Below are 19143 nucleotides of genomic sequence, written 5' to 3' on the forward strand. Positions count from 1 at the left end.
GGGACGAAGACGGCAAAACAATGAAAAAGAAACTGATTGGTTTGGCGATTGCATTGAGCGCACTGGCAATGCCGCCGCTGTCGGATGCGGCCGACACGAGCGGCACGATCAGCCTTGCGGTCGGCGCGCAGCGGCAGCTTGCGATGGGGCGCGCACTGCAGCGGGTCGCGATCGGCGATCCGTCGGTGGCCGACGTGCTTGTCGTGAAGGGCGGGCGCGGCGGCGTGCTGCTGGTGGCGAAGAATGCCGGTGCGACGAACGTGATGATCTGGGAGCGCGGCCGCGACGAGCCGACCGTCTATAACGTGAACGTCACGAGCGGGGCGGCGCGGGCACTGCTGGACGGCGCATCGCCGACCGTGAGCACGTACGGCGGCACCTCGGTGATCGGCGGTGCGGCCGCAACGCTCGACGGACATCAGCGGGCAGTCCACGCGGCCAAGACGGTCGGCGGCAAGGACGGGGCGACGCTCGATGCGTCGACGATCTCCGGCAAGAATGTCGTGCAGGTCGACGTACGTGTCGTCGAATTCAGCCGTTCGGTGCTGAAGCAGGCGGGCCTGAACTTCTTCAAGCAGAGCAACGGCTTTGCGTTCGGGGCCTTCGCGCCGACGGGGCTCACCTCGATTACCGGTACGCCCGGCGGCTCGCTCACCTACAACACGAACGTGCCGATTTCGTCGGCGTTCAATCTCGTCGTCAATTCGGTGTCGCACGGATTGTTCGCCGACCTGTCGATTCTCGAAGCGAACAACCTGGCCCGCGTGCTCGCGCAGCCGACGCTCGTCGCGTTATCCGGTCAGAGCGCGAACTTCCTCGCGGGCGGCGAGATTCCGGTGCCTGTGCCGCAATCGCTCGGCACGATCTCGATCGAATGGAAACCTTATGGCGTCGGGCTCACGGTCACGCCGACCGTGCTGAATCCGCGGCGGATCGCGCTGAAGGTCGCGCCGGAGTCGAGCCAGCTCGACTTCGTGCATTCGATTACGATCAACGGCGTGCAGGTACCTGCGCTGACGACGCGGCGTGCGGACACGACGGTCGAGCTCGGCGATGGCGAGAGCTTCGTGATCGGCGGCCTGATCGACCGCGAGACCACGTCCAACGTCAACAAGGTGCCTTTCCTGGGCGATCTGCCCATCATCGGCGCGTTTTTCAAGAATCTGAGCTACCAGCAGAGCGACAAGGAACTCGTGATCATCGTGACGCCGCATCTCGTTGCACCGATCGCGCAGGGTGCACCGCTGCCGGCGACGCCGGGCGAGCTGTCCGAACAGCGCGACGGTCCGGTGTGGCGTTCGTATCTGGGCGGCATGGCATCGCCGGACGCGGGGCCGGGGTTCTCGAAATGAGCGCGCCGAATCGTTACCGGACCGCGCAGGCCGTCGCGCACGACGCGATGCCTTGCTGCATGGGGAGTATCCAAGATGAATGCGAGAACCTACTCTTTGGCTGAGCCCGCCGTCACTGACTACTTCGTCTGCGCATCCCCGGTCGCGGAGCATGTGCACTGGCTGTCGCAATCGCTCGTGTCCGCCGGCGCGGTGGAAGGGGTGCCGCTCGACGGCGCCGCGCTGTCGCAGCGTATCGGCGTGCTGAATCCGGCGCTGGTGTTCATCGACTTTTCCGGTGATTGCGCGGCGGCAAGTACGGTGGTCGCCGCGGTACGCGCGGCGCATGCGGGCGTGCCTGTCGTCGCGCTGGGCTCGCTCGGGCAACCGGAAGGGGCGCTCGCCGCGCTGCGCGCCGGCGTGCGCGATTTCGTCGATTTTTCCGCGCCGGCTGACGAGGCGCTGCGGATCACGCGTGTGTTGCTCGACAACGTCGGCGAGCCGGCCAATCGTCACGGGAAGGTCACCGCGTTGCTCGGCGCGCGCGCCGGGATGGGCGTGAGCACGCTCGCCGCGAACCTGTCGGTGCTGATGCAGCGACGGCCGGCCGACCCGGCACGCACGGCGGCGCTGCTCGATCTCGGGCTGCCGGCCGGCGACGGCGCGTTGTTCCTGAACACGCGCTGCGAATTCCATTTCGTCGAAGCCGTGCGCAACCTGCGCCGGATCGACCGCACGTTCGTGACGACCGCGCTCGCGCGCCATTCGAGCGGCGTCGCCCTGACGACGCTGCCGCCGAATCTCGCGGAGTTGCGCGACGTGGCGACGGCGTCGTGTGCGGCGTTGCTGAATCGGCTGCGAGCGTTTTTTGATCACCAGATCGTCGATCTCGGCGGCTTCCCGAATCCCGAATTCATCGCGCAGGTCGTGAACCTGGCGGACGAAGCATGGCTGGTCTGCGACCAGGGCGTGGCATCGGTCGTATCGGCGGTCGAGATGCTGGACGGGTTGCGCGAGGCAGGCGCGGCGACCGACCGGATCCGGCTCGTCGTCAACCAGTTCGACGCCGAGCTCGGGCTGATGCCCGCGCAAATCGCCGAACGGCTCGACCTGTCGCTGATCGCGACGCTGCCGTCGCGGCGCGTGTCGATCGGGCATGCGGCGAACCAGGGCAAGCTGATCGCCGAGGTCGCGGAACGCGATCCGTACGTCCGTGCGCTCGGGCCGCTGGTCGAGCGCCTCGCGGGCGCGCCGGCGCCCGGAGCGACACAGCGTGGGGCCGGCGGCCTCTCGGCGCTCAGGCGAATCATTCAATCCTCAACGAAGCGGTCGTAAGCGATGGCACACGACATTCAATTTGCCGACGGCGCAGCGCCGTTCTCGCAAACGCAACAGTTCCACGACATCAAGAATGCCGCGCACGAGCATCTGCTCACGCGGATCGAGGAACTGGGCGCCGAATTCGGCCGTTGGTCGCGACAGGCGATCAACCAGTTCGTCGATCTCGAAATCGACAGCTTCGTGCGGCTGCGGCGCATCCCGCTCAACGAGAGCGAGGTGCGCGCGGTGGCCGAGGCGCTGACGAAGGAGCTCGCCGGCTTCGGGCCGATCGAAGACCTGTTGGCGGACCCGCATGTCGAGGACATCCTGATCAACGGCTACAACGACATCTACGTGTCGCGCCACGGGATCCTGTCGAAGCTGCCGATCCGCTTTACCGACAACGCGCATCTTCTGCGGATCGTGCGACGGATTCTCGCGCCGGTCGGCCGGCGGCTCGACGAATCGAACCCGATGGTCGATGCGCGGCTACCCGACGGCGGGCGGGTCAACGTCGTGATCGAACCGCTGTCGATCGACGGCCCGGTCGTGTCGATCCGGAAGTTCCGCAAGGATCCGCTGAAGCCGGAGGACCTGCTGGGCAACGGCACCTACAACGAAGAAATCGGCCGGCTGCTCGAGGCCGCGGTCGATGCGCGCTGCAACGTCCTCGTGTCGGGCGGCACGAGCTCGGGCAAGACGTCGCTGCTGAACGCGCTGGCGTTCCACATCCCGATGGCGGAACGCGTCGTGACGATCGAGGATACGGCCGAACTGTCGTTGAATCACCCGCACGTCGTGCGGCTCGAGAGCCGTCCCGGCGGGTTCGACGGCAGCGGCATCGTGACGATTCGCGACCTGCTGCGGAACACGCTGCGGATGCGGCCGGACCGGATCATCGTCGGCGAAGTGCGCGGCGGCGAAGTGCTCGAAATGCTGCAGGCGATGAATACCGGCCATGACGGATCGATGGGCACCGTGCACGCCAGCTCGCCGCGCGAATGCCTGTACCGGCTCGAGATGCTGGCCGGTTTCGCCGGTTTTCAGGGTACCGAAGCAAGCCTGCGGCGGCAGATTGCCAATGCAATCGACTTCATCGTGCAGATCGGGCGGCTGTCCAACGGTCGCCGCCGCATCCTGTCGATCACCGAAGTCACCGGCATGTCGGACAACATCGTATCGACGCAGGAGCTGTATCGCTACGAGGCACGCGTCACGCCGGAGGGCGAAGAGATCGATCATTGGGAGTCGCTCGGCATTCATCCGCATTCGCCGAAGCTGGCACGTTTCCGCAGCACGCTGGTGTCGTCCGGCGGTGGCGGGTTCGGCGGCCACTTCGGGCGAGGCGGAGGCTTCAATGTCTAGCGCCACCTTGCTCGCGCTGATGTTCGCGCTGATCTGCGCGGCGGCCGGGTTGCTGCTGTGGCGCGCAAGCCAGGTGCGGGAAGGGCGTGCGCATGCGCAGCGGTTCTTCGACAGCCGGGTGGGACAGGGCGCGCGCGCCGCGGCCCCGGCCGGCGAGACGCGCACCGCACGCGCCCCGGCGGCCGGTACGGCCAACGCGCCGGAGTCCGAACAGGGGTTCGCGCGCTGGCGCGCGTCGGCGTTCGGTGCATGGGCCGTGCTGTCCGACCGTGCGGGCCTCGACGAAGTGCGCACAGGCCTCGTGCTGGCGCTCGGGGTCCTTGTGCTGCTCGCGCTATGGGCCGGCATGGCTGGCGGCGTGCTCGCCGCGGCGGCCGCGGTCGTTGCCGGCAGTGTGCTCGTCGTGCTGTGGATCGCGTCGCGCATCAGCAGGCGCCGCCTGAAGATCGTCCGTCAGTTGCCGTCGTTTCTCGACGGGATCGTGCGGCTCGTGACGCTCGGGAACAGCGTGCCGGCGGCGTTCCAGTCAGCGCTTCAGACGACCGAGATGCCGCTGCGCTGCTGCCTCGACGACGTGTCGCGGATGCTGCGCTCCGGTGTCGAGATCGATCGCGCGATGCTGCACATCGCGCACACCTATCGTATCCGCGAATTCGAACTGGTCGGTGCGGTGCTGCGTCTGTCGGTCCGCTACGGCGGGCGGGCGGACGTGATGCTCGACCGGATGTCGACGTTCATGCGCGATCTCGAGCAGGCGGAGCGCGAACTGTCCGCGATGTCGGCCGAAACGCGGCTGTCCGCATGGGTGCTGGCGCTATTGCCGATCGCGGTCGGCAGCTTCGTCATCGCCTCGAGCCCGCGCTACTTCACGACGATGTGGAGCGACGATAGCGGGCGTCAGATGATTTATCTGGCGTTCGTGCTGCAGGCGGTCGGCGGTTTCTGGCTGTACCGGCTCGCGCGGCTGAGGTGAATCGATGGATGCAAACCGTTTAGGCGCCCTTGCGCTGGTGCTCGGATCGGTCGGCGTGTTGCTGCTCGCCGCGCTCGCGATCGTTCGCATCGTGCTCGTGCAGCGTGCCGAGCGCGCACTGGTGGATGCGCTCGATCGCCGGACAGCGGCGGTCGAAGCGGCCGCCGCGCGTGCCGGTGGCACGGAGCCCGCGCGCGACGCGGTGGCGCCTGCCGCGCCGCGCGTCCGTTTCGCGGGGCTGCGCGAACGCTTCGAAGACGTCGGGATGCGGTGGCTCGAGACCGGCTTCAGCCGGTATCTGATCGCCGACGAAGATCGCCAGTTGCTCGAGCAGTGCGGTTTCGTCGACGTACGCGCCAGAGCGCTGTTCGTCGGCGCGCGCATCGTCTGCGCGATCCTGCTGCCTGCGCTCGCCGTGCTGGTACTGATTGGCCGCGGACAGCAGACGCGCTGGCCGTTGTGGATCTCCGTCGCGCTCGTGACCGGCTACATGCTGCCGAAAATCTACGTGCGGCGGCGTGCGACCGCGCGCCGGCAGAGCATCGGGGCCGAACTGCCGCTGCTCGTCGACATGTTGCGGCTGCTGCAGGGCGTCGGCCTGTCGCTCGACCAGAGCATCCAGGTGGTCACGCACGATTTTCAGACGATGCTGCCGGTGCTGTCGTGGGAGCTCGGCGTCGCGCAGCGGCAGTTCGCGGCCGGGCGCACGCGCGAGCAATCGCTGCAACGCCTGACGAACAGTTTCGACAACGAGGATCTGCGCGCGATCGTGCGCTTGCTGATTCAGGTCGACAAGCATGGTGGCGCGGTGCAAGAGCCGCTGAAACAATTCGGCGACCGTCTGCGCGAAGGGCGTCGCGCGACGCTGCGCGAGCAGATCGGCCGCCTGACGGTGAAGATGACCGGCGTGATGATCGTCACGCTGTTGCCGGCACTGTTGATCGTGACCGCGGGGCCCGGGATCATGACCGTGCTGTCCGCGCTCGCTGCGTTTCAGCGCTGATGCGGCATGAGGGGAAGGAGCGACACAAGATGAATCGATTGGGCTGGGTTCGCACGATTGCAGGCGCGACGGCGTGCGCGTTGCTTGCCAGCGGGTGCGCGATGTTCAAGGAGTCCGGATACGGAATCGGTGCGCAGGCCGAACGCGGCGCGCTGATGCAGGCCGCCGCCGACAAGAATGCGACGCCCGATACGCCGGGCATGTATCTGGGCCTGATCGAGCGGATGCAGGCGCAGGGGCTGTATTTTGCGTCGCTCGCGCACATCGATCAGTACGAGAAGCAATATGGCGCATCGCCGGACACGATCCTGCTGCGCGCCGACGCATTGCGCGCGACCGGCCAGTACGACGCCGGCGTGGCCGCCTATACCAAATTGCTGACGACGCCGCTCGCCGCGCGCGGCTATCGCGGGCTGGGCCTGACCGCCGGCGCCCGCGGCGATTTCGCGCTGGCCGCGCAGCAGCTCGAACAGGCGACGGCGCTTGCGCCGACCGATGCGGCGACCTTGTCCGACCTTGCGTATTCGAAGATGCGCGAAGGCGATCTGGCGGGCGCGCGCGTGCCACTACTGAAGGCGGCCGAACTCGAGCAGAAGAACCCGAAGATCCTCAGCAACTTCGTGCTTTACCTGCTCGCGACCGGTCATGCGAAGGACGCGCGGCGGCTGATGGATCAGCAGAAGCTGTCGCCCGCGGTGCGCAGCCAGATTCGCGACGACGAGACGAAGGTCGCAGCCGCGATGCGCGCGAAGCAACGCGCCATCGCCTATGCACCGGCCAATGTGTCCGTGCCGTCGGTGGCGAGCAGCGACAATCTGGATCTTGCCGTGCCGCTGCTGCAGCGTTTCGCGCGATAACGACGATATTCACGGAGGCCATCATGTTTCACCTTTCCTCAATCCGCGTGTGGGCCGTGGGCATCGCGTTCGCATGCTCGCTGGGGGCGGGCGTCGCGTATGCGCAAGGCGACACGCCGGCGTCCGAAATCGGTCATGCGACGAGCGCGCTGCTCGACCTGCAGCGCTCGAATCGAGCGGCCGCCACGCCGCAACCGATCGACGGCGCCGCCGGTACGTTTGCCTATCAGCGTTATATCGACTCGTTCAAGACGCCGATTCCGCAGTGGTTCGGCACGATGTCGGCGTCGGGCGGCGGTAACGGCGGCGGCAGCGGCGGATTGTCCGGTGGCGATCTCGCACGCTGACGGAGCACAACGGTGACTACCCGGCACAGTGGCGGCAGGATCCGTCGCGCGTCACGACAGCGCGGCGCGTTCTCGGTGATGGCGATCATCGCCACGCTGATCGCCATCACGACGCTTGGCGCCATTGGCGTCGGTAATCTCTTTTACCAGCGCCGGGACGTGCAACGGATTGCCGACATGGCCGCGCTCGCGGCCGTGCAGCGGATGGACGACGTCTGTTCGCAGCCGACTGCCACCGCGACCAGCAACGCGCAGTCGAACGGGCTCAACGTGTCGAACGGCGACACGATCAACATCGAGTGCGGCCGTTGGGATACGTCCGTCAACCCGGCACCCAGCTACTATGCTGCCGCGACATCCGGGACCACGCAGTTGAACGCGGCCAAGGTGGTCGTCACGCGTCAGGTGCCGTTCTTCTTCGTCGGACCGCCGCAGACGATATCGGCGGTATCGACCGCGCGTTCGACGAACATCGATACGTTCTCGGTCGGCGCAACCCTGGCTGCGCTCGGCGGGGTCGGTTGCGCGGGCGGATCCGCGCCGACGTCCGGCAATCCGGGGCTCGTCAACGGACTGGTCGGTGCGCTGCTCGGCGCCAATCTGAACCTGAACATCGCATCGTATCAAGCGCTTGCGTGCACGAACGTGACGGTCGGCGACCTCGTCGTGGCGGCGGGCGTGGGGACGGTCGATCAACTGCTCGCGCTGAAGCTCACGTTGCCGCAACTGATTCAGTTGATGGTGAACGCGGCCACGAAGACGACCGTCGCGAACGCAAGCCTGCAGGCGAGCATTGCCACGCTGCAAGCGATTCTGAACGCGAACGTTCCGGGCACGTCGATCGGTCTCGGCGGCGTGGGCGGGTTGCTGAACGTCGCGCTCGCGGATACGCAGGCGGCGCTCAACGCGCAGGTCGATCTGCTCGACCTGCTGATGGTCGGCGCGGAGATCGCGGCAACGGGCAAGCCGGCGGTCGCGGTCAACGTGCCGTCGCTGAATCTCGGCGGGCTGACGGGGACGCAGTTGCAGGTGCAAATCATCAGCCCGCCGTCGATCGGCATCGGTGAGGGCGGGATCGATCCGGCGACGGGAACGTGGCGCACGAAGGCGTCGACGGCGGCGGTGGGCGTGTATCTGAATGTCTATCTTGGGACGGCGCAGTTGCCGCTGCTGGGGGCTTTGCTGGCATTGCTGAACGTGAACGTCGATGTCAATCTGCCGATTTATCTTCAGGCCGGTACCGGCACCGCAACGTTGAACTCGACGCAATGCGCTTCCACGCAGGCGGCAAGCACGGTCGTCATTACCGCGCAACCGGGCGTGGCCAATCTGTGTATCGGCAAGCCGCCGCTCGATTCATCCGGCAAGATCAGCCTGTCGTCGAATTACAGCTGTACGTCGCCTGCACAGATCATCAACTCCAATGTTCTCGGGCTGGCCCAGTTGACAGTTTCCATGTCCAACATATCGGTTCAGGTCCAAGGCGCGTCTCAATCGCATACGTTCAGCGGCGTACCGGGGATCGATGCGAATTACTGGACAGTGAACTCGAATGCGCTCGGCTCGGCGCTTAGCTCGGCTTTGACGCAACTCGCGGCTGCGAATATCACCGTCAATCTCGGCCTGTTCGGCGCCAACGTCCTGACGGTCCCGGGGAACTTCGTCTCCACATTGCTCACGTTTTTGACCGGCCTGCTCGGCCCGCTCCTGTCGAGTCTCGATGCAGTCCTCGTTCCGCTGCTGAATCTCCTCGGCGTCCAGGTCGGTGCGGCGACGGTCCATCAGATCTCGCTCAATTGCGGGGTCGCCCAAACGGTTTACTGAAGAAGCAGATCAGATGAGAAATACGCCCGCAATCGAAGAGCTCGACCTGTACGTCTGGGAAGGCAAGGCGGACATCGTCGACCGCGTCGCCCGGTGCATGGCGAGCTTCGACGTCGAAGTGATCCGCGCCGACAACGCGACGGTCTCGCCCGAGCGCGCCGCGATGCGGCGATCGCTGGCGATCATCAGCGTGACGATGATCGAAGGCGGCGCGGCATTCCTGCGCGACTGGCAGGCCAATATCGGCATGCCGGTCGTCTGGGTCGGCGCGGCGCGCGACCACGACGCGTCGCAGTATCCGCCCGAGTATTCGCACATCCTGCCGCTCGACTTCACGTGCGCGGAACTGCGCGGCATGATCGGCAAGCTCGTCACGCAACTGCGCGCGCACGCCGCCGAAACGTTGCGGCCGTCGGAACTCGTCGCGCACTCCGAATCGATGCAGGCGCTGCTGCACGAAGTCGATACGTTCGCCGACTGCGACACCAACGTGCTGCTGCACGGCGAAACCGGCGTCGGCAAGGAGCGCATCGCGCAGCTGCTGCACGAGAAGCATTCCCGCTATCGGCACGGCGAGTTCGTGCCGGTGAACTGCGGCGCGATTCCGGACGGCCTGTTCGAATCGCTGTTTTTCGGCCATGCGAAAGGGTCGTTCACGGGCGCGGTTGTTGCGCATAAAGGCTATTTCGAGCAGGCGGCCGGCGGCACGCTGTTCCTCGACGAAGTCGGCGATCTGCCGCTGTACCAGCAGGTCAAGCTGCTGCGCGTGCTCGAGGACGGCGCGGTGCTGCGCGTCGGCGCGACGGCGCCGGTCAAGGTCGATTTCCGTCTGGTCGCGGCGAGCAACAAGAAACTGCCGCAGCTCGTGAAGGAAGGGCTGTTCCGCGCCGATCTCTACTATCGGCTTGCGGTGATCGAACTGAGCATCCCGTCGCTGGAAGAGCGCGGTGCGGTGGACAAGATCGCACTGTTCAAGTCGTTCGTCGCCCAGGTGGTCGGCGAGGAGCGGCTCGCCGAGTTGTCGGACCTGCCGTACTGGCTCACGGATTCGGTGGCGGACAGCTATTTTCCCGGCAACGTGCGCGAATTGCGCAACCTGGCCGAGCGCGTCGGCGTGACGGTACGGCAGACGGGCGGCTGGGATGCCGCGCGGCTGCAGCGGCTGATCGCGCACGCACGCAGCTCGGCCCAGCCGGTGCCGGCGGAGAGTGCGGCCGAGGTGTTCGTCGATCGCAGCAAGTGGGACATGAACGAGCGTAACCGCGTGATCGCCGCGCTCGACGCAAACGGTTGGCGGCGTCAGGACACGGCCCAGCAGCTCGGCATCAGCCGCAAGGTGCTGTGGGAAAAAATGCGCAAGTACCAGATCTTCGACGAAGAACCCGAGACCCGCGAAAGCGAGTAATTAATGAGATAAAATCGCGTGGAATGACAACGATCCGCGCGGGAATAAAACTTCATGAGCCATATGACGGGGTTGGGGCGGGTGAGCGTAGTGCTCGCCCTGGTGGGAGGCATGCAAGGCGCGTTCGCGCAGGGGCTGGCAGGCAGCGATTCGTCGGCGGTGCAGCCGGCGTCGGCGCCGGTAGCCGCGATTCCGGTGATCGATTCGCAGGCACAGACGTCGGTGCAGCCGCAAGCGGGCGAGTCGACGGGGCCGAGCACGGTTGACGATCTGCAGCGCCAGATCCAGTCGCACGCGTTGACGGAAATGCGCACGAGCTACAACGGCAGCTACGGCGCGAGCCTGCTATTCAACGTCAAGGACGGTGCGTACTTCGTCGCGCTGTTCCAGCAAAAGGCGTTCTGGCGCGTGATCAAGACTTACAACGAAGCGCGGGCGGAAGCGATCTATCGCGATTTCTCGCACCAGGCCGAGCGGCTGGCCGTCGACGAACTGCGCGCGGCGAAGCTGGAATCGCAGAAGGCGCAGATGGACAAGCAGATCGAAGTCGTGCAGGACCGCGCGCGGCGTCTGCAGGCGGACATCTCGATCGCCCGCCAGCAGCAGGCGGCGGTGGCGGATCGCCAGAAGAGCGTACGGAGCGAAACGGCGACGCTGCAGGCGCAACAGGCTCAACTTCAGTCGCAGCTGCGGGCGTTGCAGCAGCAGGTGCGTTCACTGCAGCGCGAGGCCGACGCGGGCCTGCCGGCGACGGCACGCTGAACGCGGTAGCGGCGGTGCGACGACGTGCCGCGCCGGCCGCACCAGTGAAAAGGGCAAGCCGACTGGCTTGCCCTTTTTGTTTTACTGGCCGTCCGGCACGATTCGCCGGCGGCGCGTCACGATGACCGGACCGTTGCCGCCGCGGGAATCCGACGGCGCGGCGTTGCCCGAGGCGTCGCCGGTGTCGCGCGGCGCGCCGTAGCTTTCGCGCGGTTCACGCGGCTCGCGCGGTGCGCCGTAGCCTTCGCGCGGCTCACGCGAGCCGTAACCCTCGCGCGGTTCGCGCGACCCGTAGCCTTCACGCGGCTCGCGGGAGCCGTAGCCGCCGTCGCCGCGCGATTCGCGCGAGCCGCCGTGCGAGCCGTACGGGCTGTGACCGCCGCCTTCACGGCCGCCGGGGCGACCGCCGGTGCGCGGGCCGCGGGGGCCGCCGCCGCCCGGGCGCGAGCCGCCCGTGTCGAGCTGGATCGTGGAAATCGCGCGCTTGTAGATGCCTTGCAGACCCACGGGGGTGCGCAGCATCACCAGATACTGGTCGAACGACTCGATACACCCCGTCAGACGAATGCCGTTGACGAGATAGATTTCAACACGCTTACGTTCCTTGCGCGCCGAATTGATGAAGTCGTTTTGCGGATGGGATTCTGCGGGATTGGCCATTGAGGTGCGGCAGGAGCCTGCGTCAGTGAATATGTTGTGCGTGTGTGTGGCGTGTTCGTCCACAAGGCGTTTGGCGGAATTCTACCCTGTTCGATAGGGGAGCGCGCAGTCGCGATTGTGTCGAACCGTAACCCACTATAGACGTTCCGGCGCATTTTCGCGATTAGGCCGAACGGCCGAAGCCGTTTCGTTACGCTGCGTTACGACTCTCGCAACCCCGTATCACCGCGGTCCGCGCGCCGCGCTTACATTGGTCGCGCGAGCCGGACGGGCCGGCTTATCAGGGATGCGGAGCATGAACAAGAGGCAAGTGGCAGCAGTGATCGGAAGCATGGCGTTGCTCGTTTCCGGTAGTGCAGTGGCGGGGCACGTGGACCTGTCGGTCGGCATCGGCGTACCCGTCGCGCCGGTCTATGTCGAGCCGGCGCCCGTCTATGTCGCGCCGCAGCCCGCCGTCGTCGCCTATCCGGGCTACGGATATGGCTATTACGGCGATGACGACGACGATCGCTACCGCAAGTGGCGCAAGCACTATTACAAGCACTGGCATCGGCACCATGACGACGATGACGATTGAGCCCGTGGCGAGCCCCGCCGACGCGCGTCAGAACGCGTAGTCGGGGTTTTTCGGGTCGAATGCGGTGTCGTCGAACGGCGTGGGCGCGATTTTCTCGATGACGATCCGCTCGAAGATCCTGCCGTCGTTGTCATAGGATTCGACGGTCCGGAAATAGGGGGCGTGCAGGTCGAGCCCCAGCACTTCCTTTTTCGCATAGAACTGCGGCCGGCCGGTCGGCGTTTCGTAGGTGAGCGCGACGACGCGCACGCCGTCGATCGTTTTGGCCTCCACATCGGTCGGCCGCTGGACGCCGGCCTCCACGTATTTCTTCCCTTCGGTCAGGTACAGGTTCGCGATGAACTCGGTGCCGAGATCCTTCACCTGATGATTCGATTGGGCGCGTGCGAGCGCGCCGTCGATCGCCGTCCACAGCGGAATCTTGCCGAGCAGGCCGCCGAGATGGCCGTACATCTCGTCCTTGCGCTGCGTCGTGTCGTAGATGGTTTCCTGTCCGGCATGCGCGCCGCCCGGCAGCCATTTCGCATACACGCGCAGCGGCTCGCGGGTCGTCTTCACGAGCATGCGGTCGGGCGTGTCGGGCCATTTTCCGCTGATGCGCTCCTGGCGCACCATCGTGAACTGGTACGACGGATAGCCGTTCGGGCCGTTCCGGATGTAGAGCGGCACGGCGAGCGGATCGAGCGCCTTGAAGAGCGCGGTGAGCGTCGCGTCGTCGAGCTGCGCGAGCGTGCCGCGCTGGGCCGCCGTGCGCAGCCAGCGCGCCTGTTGCGCGAGCGGCTCGTGCGTGACCTTCGCGAGCTCCGTCGGCAGCGCGGCCGCCTGCGCCGCGCTCGCGGCGCCAGCCGTTTCCTGTGCATGCAGGCCCGCCTGTGCGAGCGACAGTACGCACGCAGCGGCCGCCGTAGCGACATGTCGCGCGTGGCGTTTCATTGCTTCGTTCATCGACGGCAACTCCCGGAGCGATGGATCGTTCAGCCTTGCTTCGCGGCCTTGAGTTTGGCGAGTTCCTCGTCGCGCAATGCGCGGCGCAGGATCTTGCCGACGTTCGTCTGCGGCAGCGCGTCGCGGAACTCGACGAATTTCGGCATCTTGTAGCCGGTCAGGTTCTTGCGGCAGTGCGCGAGCACGTCCTCGGCCGTCAGCGACGGGTCGCGCCGCACGACGAATACCTTGATCCGTTCGCCCTGGACCTCGTCCGGAATGCCGATCGCCGCGGCTTCGCTGATGCCGGGATGCATCACGAGCACTTCCTCGATCTCGTTCGGATACACGTTGAAGCCCGACACGAGGATCATGTCCTTCTTGCGGTCGATCAGGCGGATGAAGCCGCGCTCGTCCATCACGCCGATGTCGCCGGTGGCGAGCCAGCCGTCGGCGTCGATCACCTTCGCCGTCTCGTCGGGGCGCTGCCAGTAGCCGCGCATCACCTGCGGGCCGTGCACGCACAGCTCGCCCGGCTCGCCGATCGCGGCCCAGGTGCCGTCCTCGCGCCGAAAGCGCACGACGGTCGACGGCGCGGGCAGCCCGATCGAACCGCTGAATGCGGCCATGTCGTTCAGGTCCACGGGATTCATCGTGACGATCGGCGAACACTCGGTGAGGCCGTAGCCTTCGACCACCGGCCGGCCCGTCACCTGCTGGAAGCGCTCGGCGACCGCGCGCTGCATCGCCATCCCGCCCGCCATCGCGAGCTTGAGCTTCGAGAAGTCGCGCTTGCGGAATTCCTCGTTGTCGAGGAACGCGTTGTACAGCGTGTTGATACCGGTGATTCCCGTGAACGTCTCGTGGCGGATGATCTTCATCACCATCTTCATGTCGCGCGGGTTCGCGATCAGGATGTTGCGCCCGCCGAGCCCCATGAAGATGAACGCGTTCACCGTCAGCGAATAGATGTGATAGAGCGGCAGCGGCGTGAGCACGGTTTCGACGTCGCCCGACACCTGGTCGGCGATCCAGGCCTTCGCCTGCAGCAGGTTCGCGATCAGGTTGCCGTGCGTGAGCATCGCGCCTTTCGCGACACCGGTCGTGCCGCCCGTGTACTGCAGGAACGCGAGATCGTCGCGCGTGATCTGCACCGGTTGCGGCTTGCCGCGCGCGCCGAGCGCGAGGGCGGAGCGCAGCCGGATCGCCTGCGGCAGGTGGTAGTCCGGCACGAGCTTCTTCACGTGCTTCAGCACGAAGTTGATCAGGCGGCCTTTCGCGTTGAAGCCGTCGGCGAGCAGGTCGCCAAGCGCGGTGACGACGATGTGCTTCACCTGCGTTTCCGGCAGCGCGTCCTGCAGCGTGCGCGCGAAGTTCTCGAACACGACGATCGTCTGCGCGCCGCTGTCCTTCAACTGATGCGCGAGTTCGCGCGCGGTGTAGAGCGGATTCACGTTGACGACGATCGCACCCGCCTTCAGCGTGCCGAACAGCGCGACCGGATACTGGAACGTGTTCGGCAGCATGATCGCGACACGATCGCCGGGCTTCACGCCGATGCTTTGCAGATACGACGCGAATGCGTCGACTTTCCGCGCGAGCGTGCGGTAGGTCATCGACGCGCCGGCGCTCACGTAGGCGACGCGGTCGGCGAAGCGGGTCGTGCATTCGTCGAAGAACTGCACGAGGGACGCGTATTGCGTGACGTCGATCTCGTGCGGAACGCCGGGCGGGTATGACGCGTACCAGACGGCGTCGGTGTTCGGCGGAAGTTGGGCCGAGGTGGGTGCTGCGGAAGATGACATGACGTGTCTCCGGTCTTGGCTCTCGGCGCGGGCCCGCGCTTGAACGCCTGCCCATGCCCCGTGCTTCGCGGCTGGTCGACGCGGGCCTCTCGACGCCGCGCCCGATCGCGCGTATCAATCAAATCGTGAACAGGAAGCCGCGCGTGGCCTCGCGCGCTCAGTTCGTGGAATGCAGCGTGGCCGCCTCGGCGGCTGTCGTGCCCGACTGCGGCAGCCCGAACGCTTCGCTTGCGCCCGCGTCGTCGAGCACCGCCGCGAAGATCGACAACTGCGCGCTGTCGGGCATCGGCGCCTTCAGCGCGGCGACGATCAGCGACGACAGCCGCGCGATCATCTGCACGTCGTTCATCGTGCGGCCTTGCGAAAACTCGTCGATCAGGCTTTCCGTCTCGGCGCCCGCGAGCGCGCCGGACAGCGCGCCGATCGCGAAGTGCAGCCGCCAGCCGAGCTCGGTGCGCGGCAGGTGCGGCAGCGCGCGCTGGAACGCGTCGAAGAAGCGGCCCGCGACGCTTGCGTAGTGCGCGGTCAGGAAGTTGCGCACGAACGGCGAAGGATCGGTGTACGCACGGCCGATCAGCCGCAGGAACCCGGGTCCGCCCCGTTCGGGATTGCGCGACGCCTTCAGCGCCGGAATGAACATCGCGCCGAGCACGTGCTCGCAGGTGATGTGCGTGCCGAGTTGCGCATCGAAGCGGTCGAGGATGCCAAGGCGTTCCTGGTTCAGCTGGTCGAGCCGGCGCGACAGCATCGCGTGGATCAGCGCTTCCTTGCTGCCGAAGTGGTAGTTGACTGCAGCGAGATTGACCGTCGCGCGCGACGTGATCTGCCGCATCGACATCGCTTCGAAGCCATGTTCGATGAACAGATCCTCGGCCGCATCGAGAATGCGCGCCTTCGTCCCGCCGGTCTGCCGCGTGCCGGATGATCGTGCCCCCGACGGCCGTCCCGCAGATGGCCGCCCGTCCTGACTTACTGCCATGTTCCGCCTCCCATGCCGGTTTCCCGGCCGCGAACAGGTGATTTGATTATCTGATTCAAACAGTCGTTTTTATTAAGATAAAAAATCGCGGGTAGGCCGGGCAAGCGCGGAATCTGGATCAATTCCTCTAGTTCGATGTGCAGGTGCGGAAAGCCCGGCGCCCGCGCCCGACGGGGCGGGGCGCGCGCGATGACGCGCTGCCGCAACGTGCGGGTTCACCCGGCGGTGGTACGCGTATTGACCGATTGCGTCATGTCGATGCCGCGCCGTTCGCGGCTGAACAGGATCAGCACGGCGATCGCGACGGCCACGATGCCGGCCACGAGCGCGAGCGCGAAGCCGTAATTGTCGTGGTTCGACACGGCGAGCGACGCCTGCATCGTCGCATTGCCCGACGCGAGCAGATTGCCGAGCTGGTAGACGACGCCGGGGAAGGTCGCGCGGATTTCGTCGGGCGAGATCTCGTTCAGGTGAACCGGTATCACGCCCCACGCGCCCTGTACCGAGATCTGCATCAGGAACGCGCCGGCGGCGAGCGCGATCGCGCCGCTGGAGAACGCCCACAGCGGCAGCACGGGCAGCGCGATCAGCGCGGCGATGAAGATCGCGCGGCGCCGGCCGATCCGCTCCGAGATCGCGCCGAACGACAGGCCGCCGACGATTGCGCCGACGTTCAGCACGATCGTGATCCACGACACGGTATGCGGATCGAAGTGGTGCTGTTCGCGCAGGAAGGTCGGATAGAGATCCTGCGTGCCGTGCGAGAAGAAGTTGAACGCGGTCATCAGCACGATCGCGTAGATCGTGAGCTTCCAGTTCTGCTTCAGCGTGGCGCCGAGGCCCGGGCGCGCTCGCTTCTCCATCTGTTTCCAGGCCGGCGATTCGGGCACGTGCGCGCGCACGTACAGCACGAGCAGCGCGGGCAGCACGCCGACCATGAACATCCCGCGCCAGCCGATGTACTGGTAGAACAGGCCGAACACGACCGACGCGAGCAGATAGCCGCTCGGGTAGCCGGCCTGCAGCAGCCCGGACACGAAGCCGCGCGCGTGGGTCGGCACGGTCTCCATCGTCAGCGCGGAGCCGACGCCCCATTCGCCGCCCATCGCGATGCCGAACAGCGCGCGCAGCACGAGCAGCGCGGTCAGGCTCGGCGCGAAACCCGACGCAAGCTCGAGCAGCGAATAGCACGCGATGTTGACCATCAGCGTGGGGCGGCGACCGAAGCGGTCGGCGAGCCGGCCGAAGATCAGCGCGCCGAGCGGGCGCATCGCGAGCGTCAGCGTGAGCGCGAACGCGACTGAGGGGATCGTCGACGCGAATTCCGCGGCGATGTCCTTCAGCACGAAAACCATCAGGAAAAAGTCGAACGCATCGAGCGTCCAGCCCAGGTAGGCGGCGATCGTGACGTTGCGTTGCTCGCGGGTCCAGCTCATGTGCGGGTCTCCTCGTTGGCTTGCGCGCTCGCGATTGTGCATGCGGATGCCGGCCCGGCTCGCGCGCGACGCGGGGCACTGATCGAGTGTAGGCTTGCGCGCCGCGCGCTGTGGGGCGCGATAACCGAGAATCGGGAATAATCCCTACGAAATGCACTGTTTCGGAAACGGAAACGGAACGGTGCGAGGCCCGCGACAGGACTCTGTATCATTGCGGAAGGCTTTTTGTATCCGTTCTGTAATGCGCTCGCTGCGCATCGCCACCGAATCAGGAGTCCGGATGAACGACCGTTCCGCCGACCCATTGCCCATGCTCGAAACCGCGCGGCTGTGGCTGCGTCCGCGCGTGCTGGCCGATCTCGATGCGTGCATCGAGATGGATCGCGATCCCGAGGTCACGCGCCACATCGCGGGCCCGTGGCACGACCCCGTCGAGCATCGCCGCTTCGTCACGCACCGGATCACGTGCGACTATCCTCCGGGTCTCGGCTACTGGTCGATTTTCGAGAAGGCCGCGCCCGAGGTGTTCATCGGCTGGATCCTGCTGATTCCGGACTACAAGGAAGGGTCGCGCGACGTCGAGATCGGCTGGCGGCTCGTGCGTGCGACGTGGGGGCGCGGCATCGCGAGCGAAGCCGCGGCGGCCGTCGTGCGGCATGCGTTCGACACCGTGCGGCTACCGCGCGTGATCGCGGATATCGCGGAGGCCAACAGCGGCTCGCTGAACGTGGCGCGCAAGCTCGGGATGCGGCGCGTGAGCATCGTGCACGACGACATTCCCTACATTCGTCATCGTCTCGAACGCAACGATTTGCGTGCGTAGCGCGGCGTCGCGCAGGCAGCGGGCGTCGCGGATCATTGAGCGAAGGCGGATCGCGGTGACGACGGATTAACGGCGTGCGCGATCAGGAGTATCGTTGCCGGAATTTCGCTACATGGGGTACGACCATGGCACTCGGCAACGACGTTCATCTCATTCCCGTCAGGCTCGACGCGCTGCGTCCGACCCAGATGACGGTCGGCTATCGCGAAGTCAAGGCGAAGCGCAAGCGCTGGAAGACGCTGAACAGGCGCGCCCGCAAGGCCGCGATCGAATCGCACTGGTTCCCGGCCGTGCTCGGCCCGGACGGGCTGCACTACATCACCGATCATCATCATCTCGGTCTCGCGCTGATCGAGGAGGGCGAGGCGCGCGTGAACGCCATGCTGTTGAAGGACCTGTCGTGGCTCGACGACACGATCTTCTGGCGGATGATGGAACACAACCAGTGGGTGCATCCGTTCGGTCCGGACGGCTCGCGGCGCGACTATGCGCATTTGCCGAAGGCGCTGACGGGCCTCGAGGACGATCCGTACCGCAGCCTCGCCGGCGAGCTGCGCACGGCGGGCGGCTATGCGAAGGATGCGACGCCGTTCAGCGAATTCCTGTGGGCCGACTATCTGCGCCAGCACGTGTCGCCCGAGCAGATCCGCAAGAACTTCGCGAAGGCGCTCGATATCGCGCTGCATCGCGCGCACGACCAGGATGCGCGCTATCTGCCCGGCTGGTCGGGCGTGATTGCCTTCAAACCCTGA

18 protein-coding genes are annotated in these 19143 nt (G+C 66.2%); 13 read left to right on the forward strand and 5 right to left on the reverse strand.

The features are described 5' to 3' along the window. The first annotated feature begins 20 nt into the window (after window positions 1-20). The 10 genes from CFB49_RS08015 to CFB49_RS08060 all read left to right on the forward strand — a co-directional run bounded on the left by CFB49_RS08015 (window position 21) and on the right by CFB49_RS08060 (window position 11187). Window positions 21-1352 (forward strand): type II and III secretion system protein family protein, encoded by a 1332-nt coding sequence (locus tag CFB49_RS08015; protein WP_089491092.1) that lies wholly within the window; start codon window positions 21-23, stop codon window positions 1350-1352. A 75-nt stretch (window positions 1353-1427) separates the two neighbouring features. Beyond that, entirely contained in the window at window positions 1428-2666 is a 1239-nt protein-coding gene (locus CFB49_RS08020; RefSeq protein WP_089491093.1) for a fimbrial protein, read from the forward strand. A 3-nt stretch (window positions 2667-2669) separates the two neighbouring features. After that, complete coding sequence (locus CFB49_RS08025) at window positions 2670-4016, forward strand: CpaF family protein (RefSeq protein ID WP_050012503.1); 1347 nt, start codon at window positions 2670-2672, stop codon at window positions 4014-4016. Beyond that, window positions 4009-4989 carry a type II secretion system F family protein gene (locus tag CFB49_RS08030; protein ID WP_089491094.1) on the forward strand — a complete coding sequence of 327 codons (981 nt, stop codon included), beginning with the start codon at window positions 4009-4011 and terminating at the stop codon, window positions 4987-4989. Before CFB49_RS08025 ends, CFB49_RS08030 begins: the two co-directional genes overlap by 8 nt. A 4-nt stretch (window positions 4990-4993) precedes the next feature. Next, on the forward strand, window positions 4994-5992 hold the full coding sequence (locus CFB49_RS08035; RefSeq protein ID WP_089491095.1) for a type II secretion system F family protein: 999 nt from the start codon (window positions 4994-4996) through the stop codon (window positions 5990-5992). Between the two features lie 29 nt (window positions 5993-6021). Continuing rightward, window positions 6022-6849 carry a pilus assembly protein gene (locus CFB49_RS08040; protein WP_089491438.1) on the forward strand — a complete coding sequence of 276 codons (828 nt, stop codon included), beginning with the start codon at window positions 6022-6024 and terminating at the stop codon, window positions 6847-6849. Between the two features lie 23 nt (window positions 6850-6872). Next, the gene (locus CFB49_RS08045; protein WP_089491096.1) at window positions 6873-7196 is read left to right on the forward strand and encodes a DUF3613 domain-containing protein; all 324 of its coding nucleotides are present in this window, start codon (window positions 6873-6875) and stop codon (window positions 7194-7196) included. Between the two features lie 12 nt (window positions 7197-7208). Next, a complete protein-coding gene (locus tag CFB49_RS08050; RefSeq protein ID WP_089491097.1) occupies window positions 7209-9020 on the forward strand; it encodes a TadG family pilus assembly protein in 1812 nt (603 codons plus the stop codon). Window positions 9021-9033: 13 nt separating this feature from the next. Then, window positions 9034-10425: a sigma 54-interacting transcriptional regulator gene (locus CFB49_RS08055; RefSeq protein WP_089491098.1), complete on the forward strand. Its 1392-nt coding sequence runs from the start codon at window positions 9034-9036 to the stop codon at window positions 10423-10425. A 54-nt stretch (window positions 10426-10479) separates the two neighbouring features. After that, a complete protein-coding gene (locus CFB49_RS08060; protein ID WP_089491099.1) occupies window positions 10480-11187 on the forward strand; it encodes a DUF2968 domain-containing protein in 708 nt (235 codons plus the stop codon). Between the two features lie 81 nt (window positions 11188-11268). Here the strand turns inward: CFB49_RS08060 and hfq are convergent, their stop codons facing one another. Next, on the reverse strand, window positions 11269-11847 hold the full coding sequence (gene hfq / locus CFB49_RS08065; RefSeq protein ID WP_069621391.1) for an RNA chaperone Hfq: 579 nt from the start codon (window positions 11845-11847) through the stop codon (window positions 11269-11271). Window positions 11848-12142: 295 nt separating this feature from the next. Between hfq and CFB49_RS08070 the strand changes: the two genes are divergently transcribed. Further along, window positions 12143-12424: a hypothetical protein gene (locus tag CFB49_RS08070; RefSeq protein ID WP_069621392.1), complete on the forward strand. Its 282-nt coding sequence runs from the start codon at window positions 12143-12145 to the stop codon at window positions 12422-12424. Between the two features lie 27 nt (window positions 12425-12451). On the opposite strand, the gene CFB49_RS08075 is transcribed toward CFB49_RS08070, so the two are convergent. From CFB49_RS08075 to CFB49_RS08090, 4 genes are all read right to left on the reverse strand, one after another. Further along, entirely contained in the window at window positions 12452-13369 is a 918-nt protein-coding gene (locus CFB49_RS08075) for a DUF1571 domain-containing protein (RefSeq protein WP_089491100.1), read from the reverse strand. 29 nt (window positions 13370-13398) lie between these two features. Beyond that, on the reverse strand, window positions 13399-15153 hold the full coding sequence (locus CFB49_RS08080; RefSeq protein ID WP_089491101.1) for an AMP-binding protein: 1755 nt from the start codon (window positions 15151-15153) through the stop codon (window positions 13399-13401). A 157-nt stretch (window positions 15154-15310) separates the two neighbouring features. After that, a complete protein-coding gene (locus tag CFB49_RS08085; protein WP_089491102.1) occupies window positions 15311-16132 on the reverse strand; it encodes a TetR/AcrR family transcriptional regulator in 822 nt (273 codons plus the stop codon). A gap of 215 nt (window positions 16133-16347) precedes the next feature. Then, window positions 16348-17568, reverse strand: coding sequence for an MFS transporter (locus CFB49_RS08090; RefSeq protein WP_089491103.1), 1221 nt, complete (start codon window positions 17566-17568; stop codon window positions 16348-16350). A 280-nt stretch (window positions 17569-17848) separates the two neighbouring features. Between CFB49_RS08090 and CFB49_RS08095 the strand changes: the two genes are divergently transcribed. Together CFB49_RS08095 and CFB49_RS08100 are read left to right on the forward strand one after the other, a co-directional pair. Continuing rightward, window positions 17849-18391, forward strand: coding sequence for a GNAT family N-acetyltransferase (locus tag CFB49_RS08095; RefSeq protein ID WP_089434955.1), 543 nt, complete (start codon window positions 17849-17851; stop codon window positions 18389-18391). 125 nt (window positions 18392-18516) lie between these two features. Continuing rightward, entirely contained in the window at window positions 18517-19143 is a 627-nt protein-coding gene (locus CFB49_RS08100; protein WP_089491104.1) for a ParB-like protein, read from the forward strand.

This window comes from Burkholderia sp. AU17457 (genome assembly GCF_002223255.1).
Classification (GTDB): Bacteria; Pseudomonadota; Gammaproteobacteria; order Burkholderiales; family Burkholderiaceae; genus Burkholderia; species Burkholderia sola.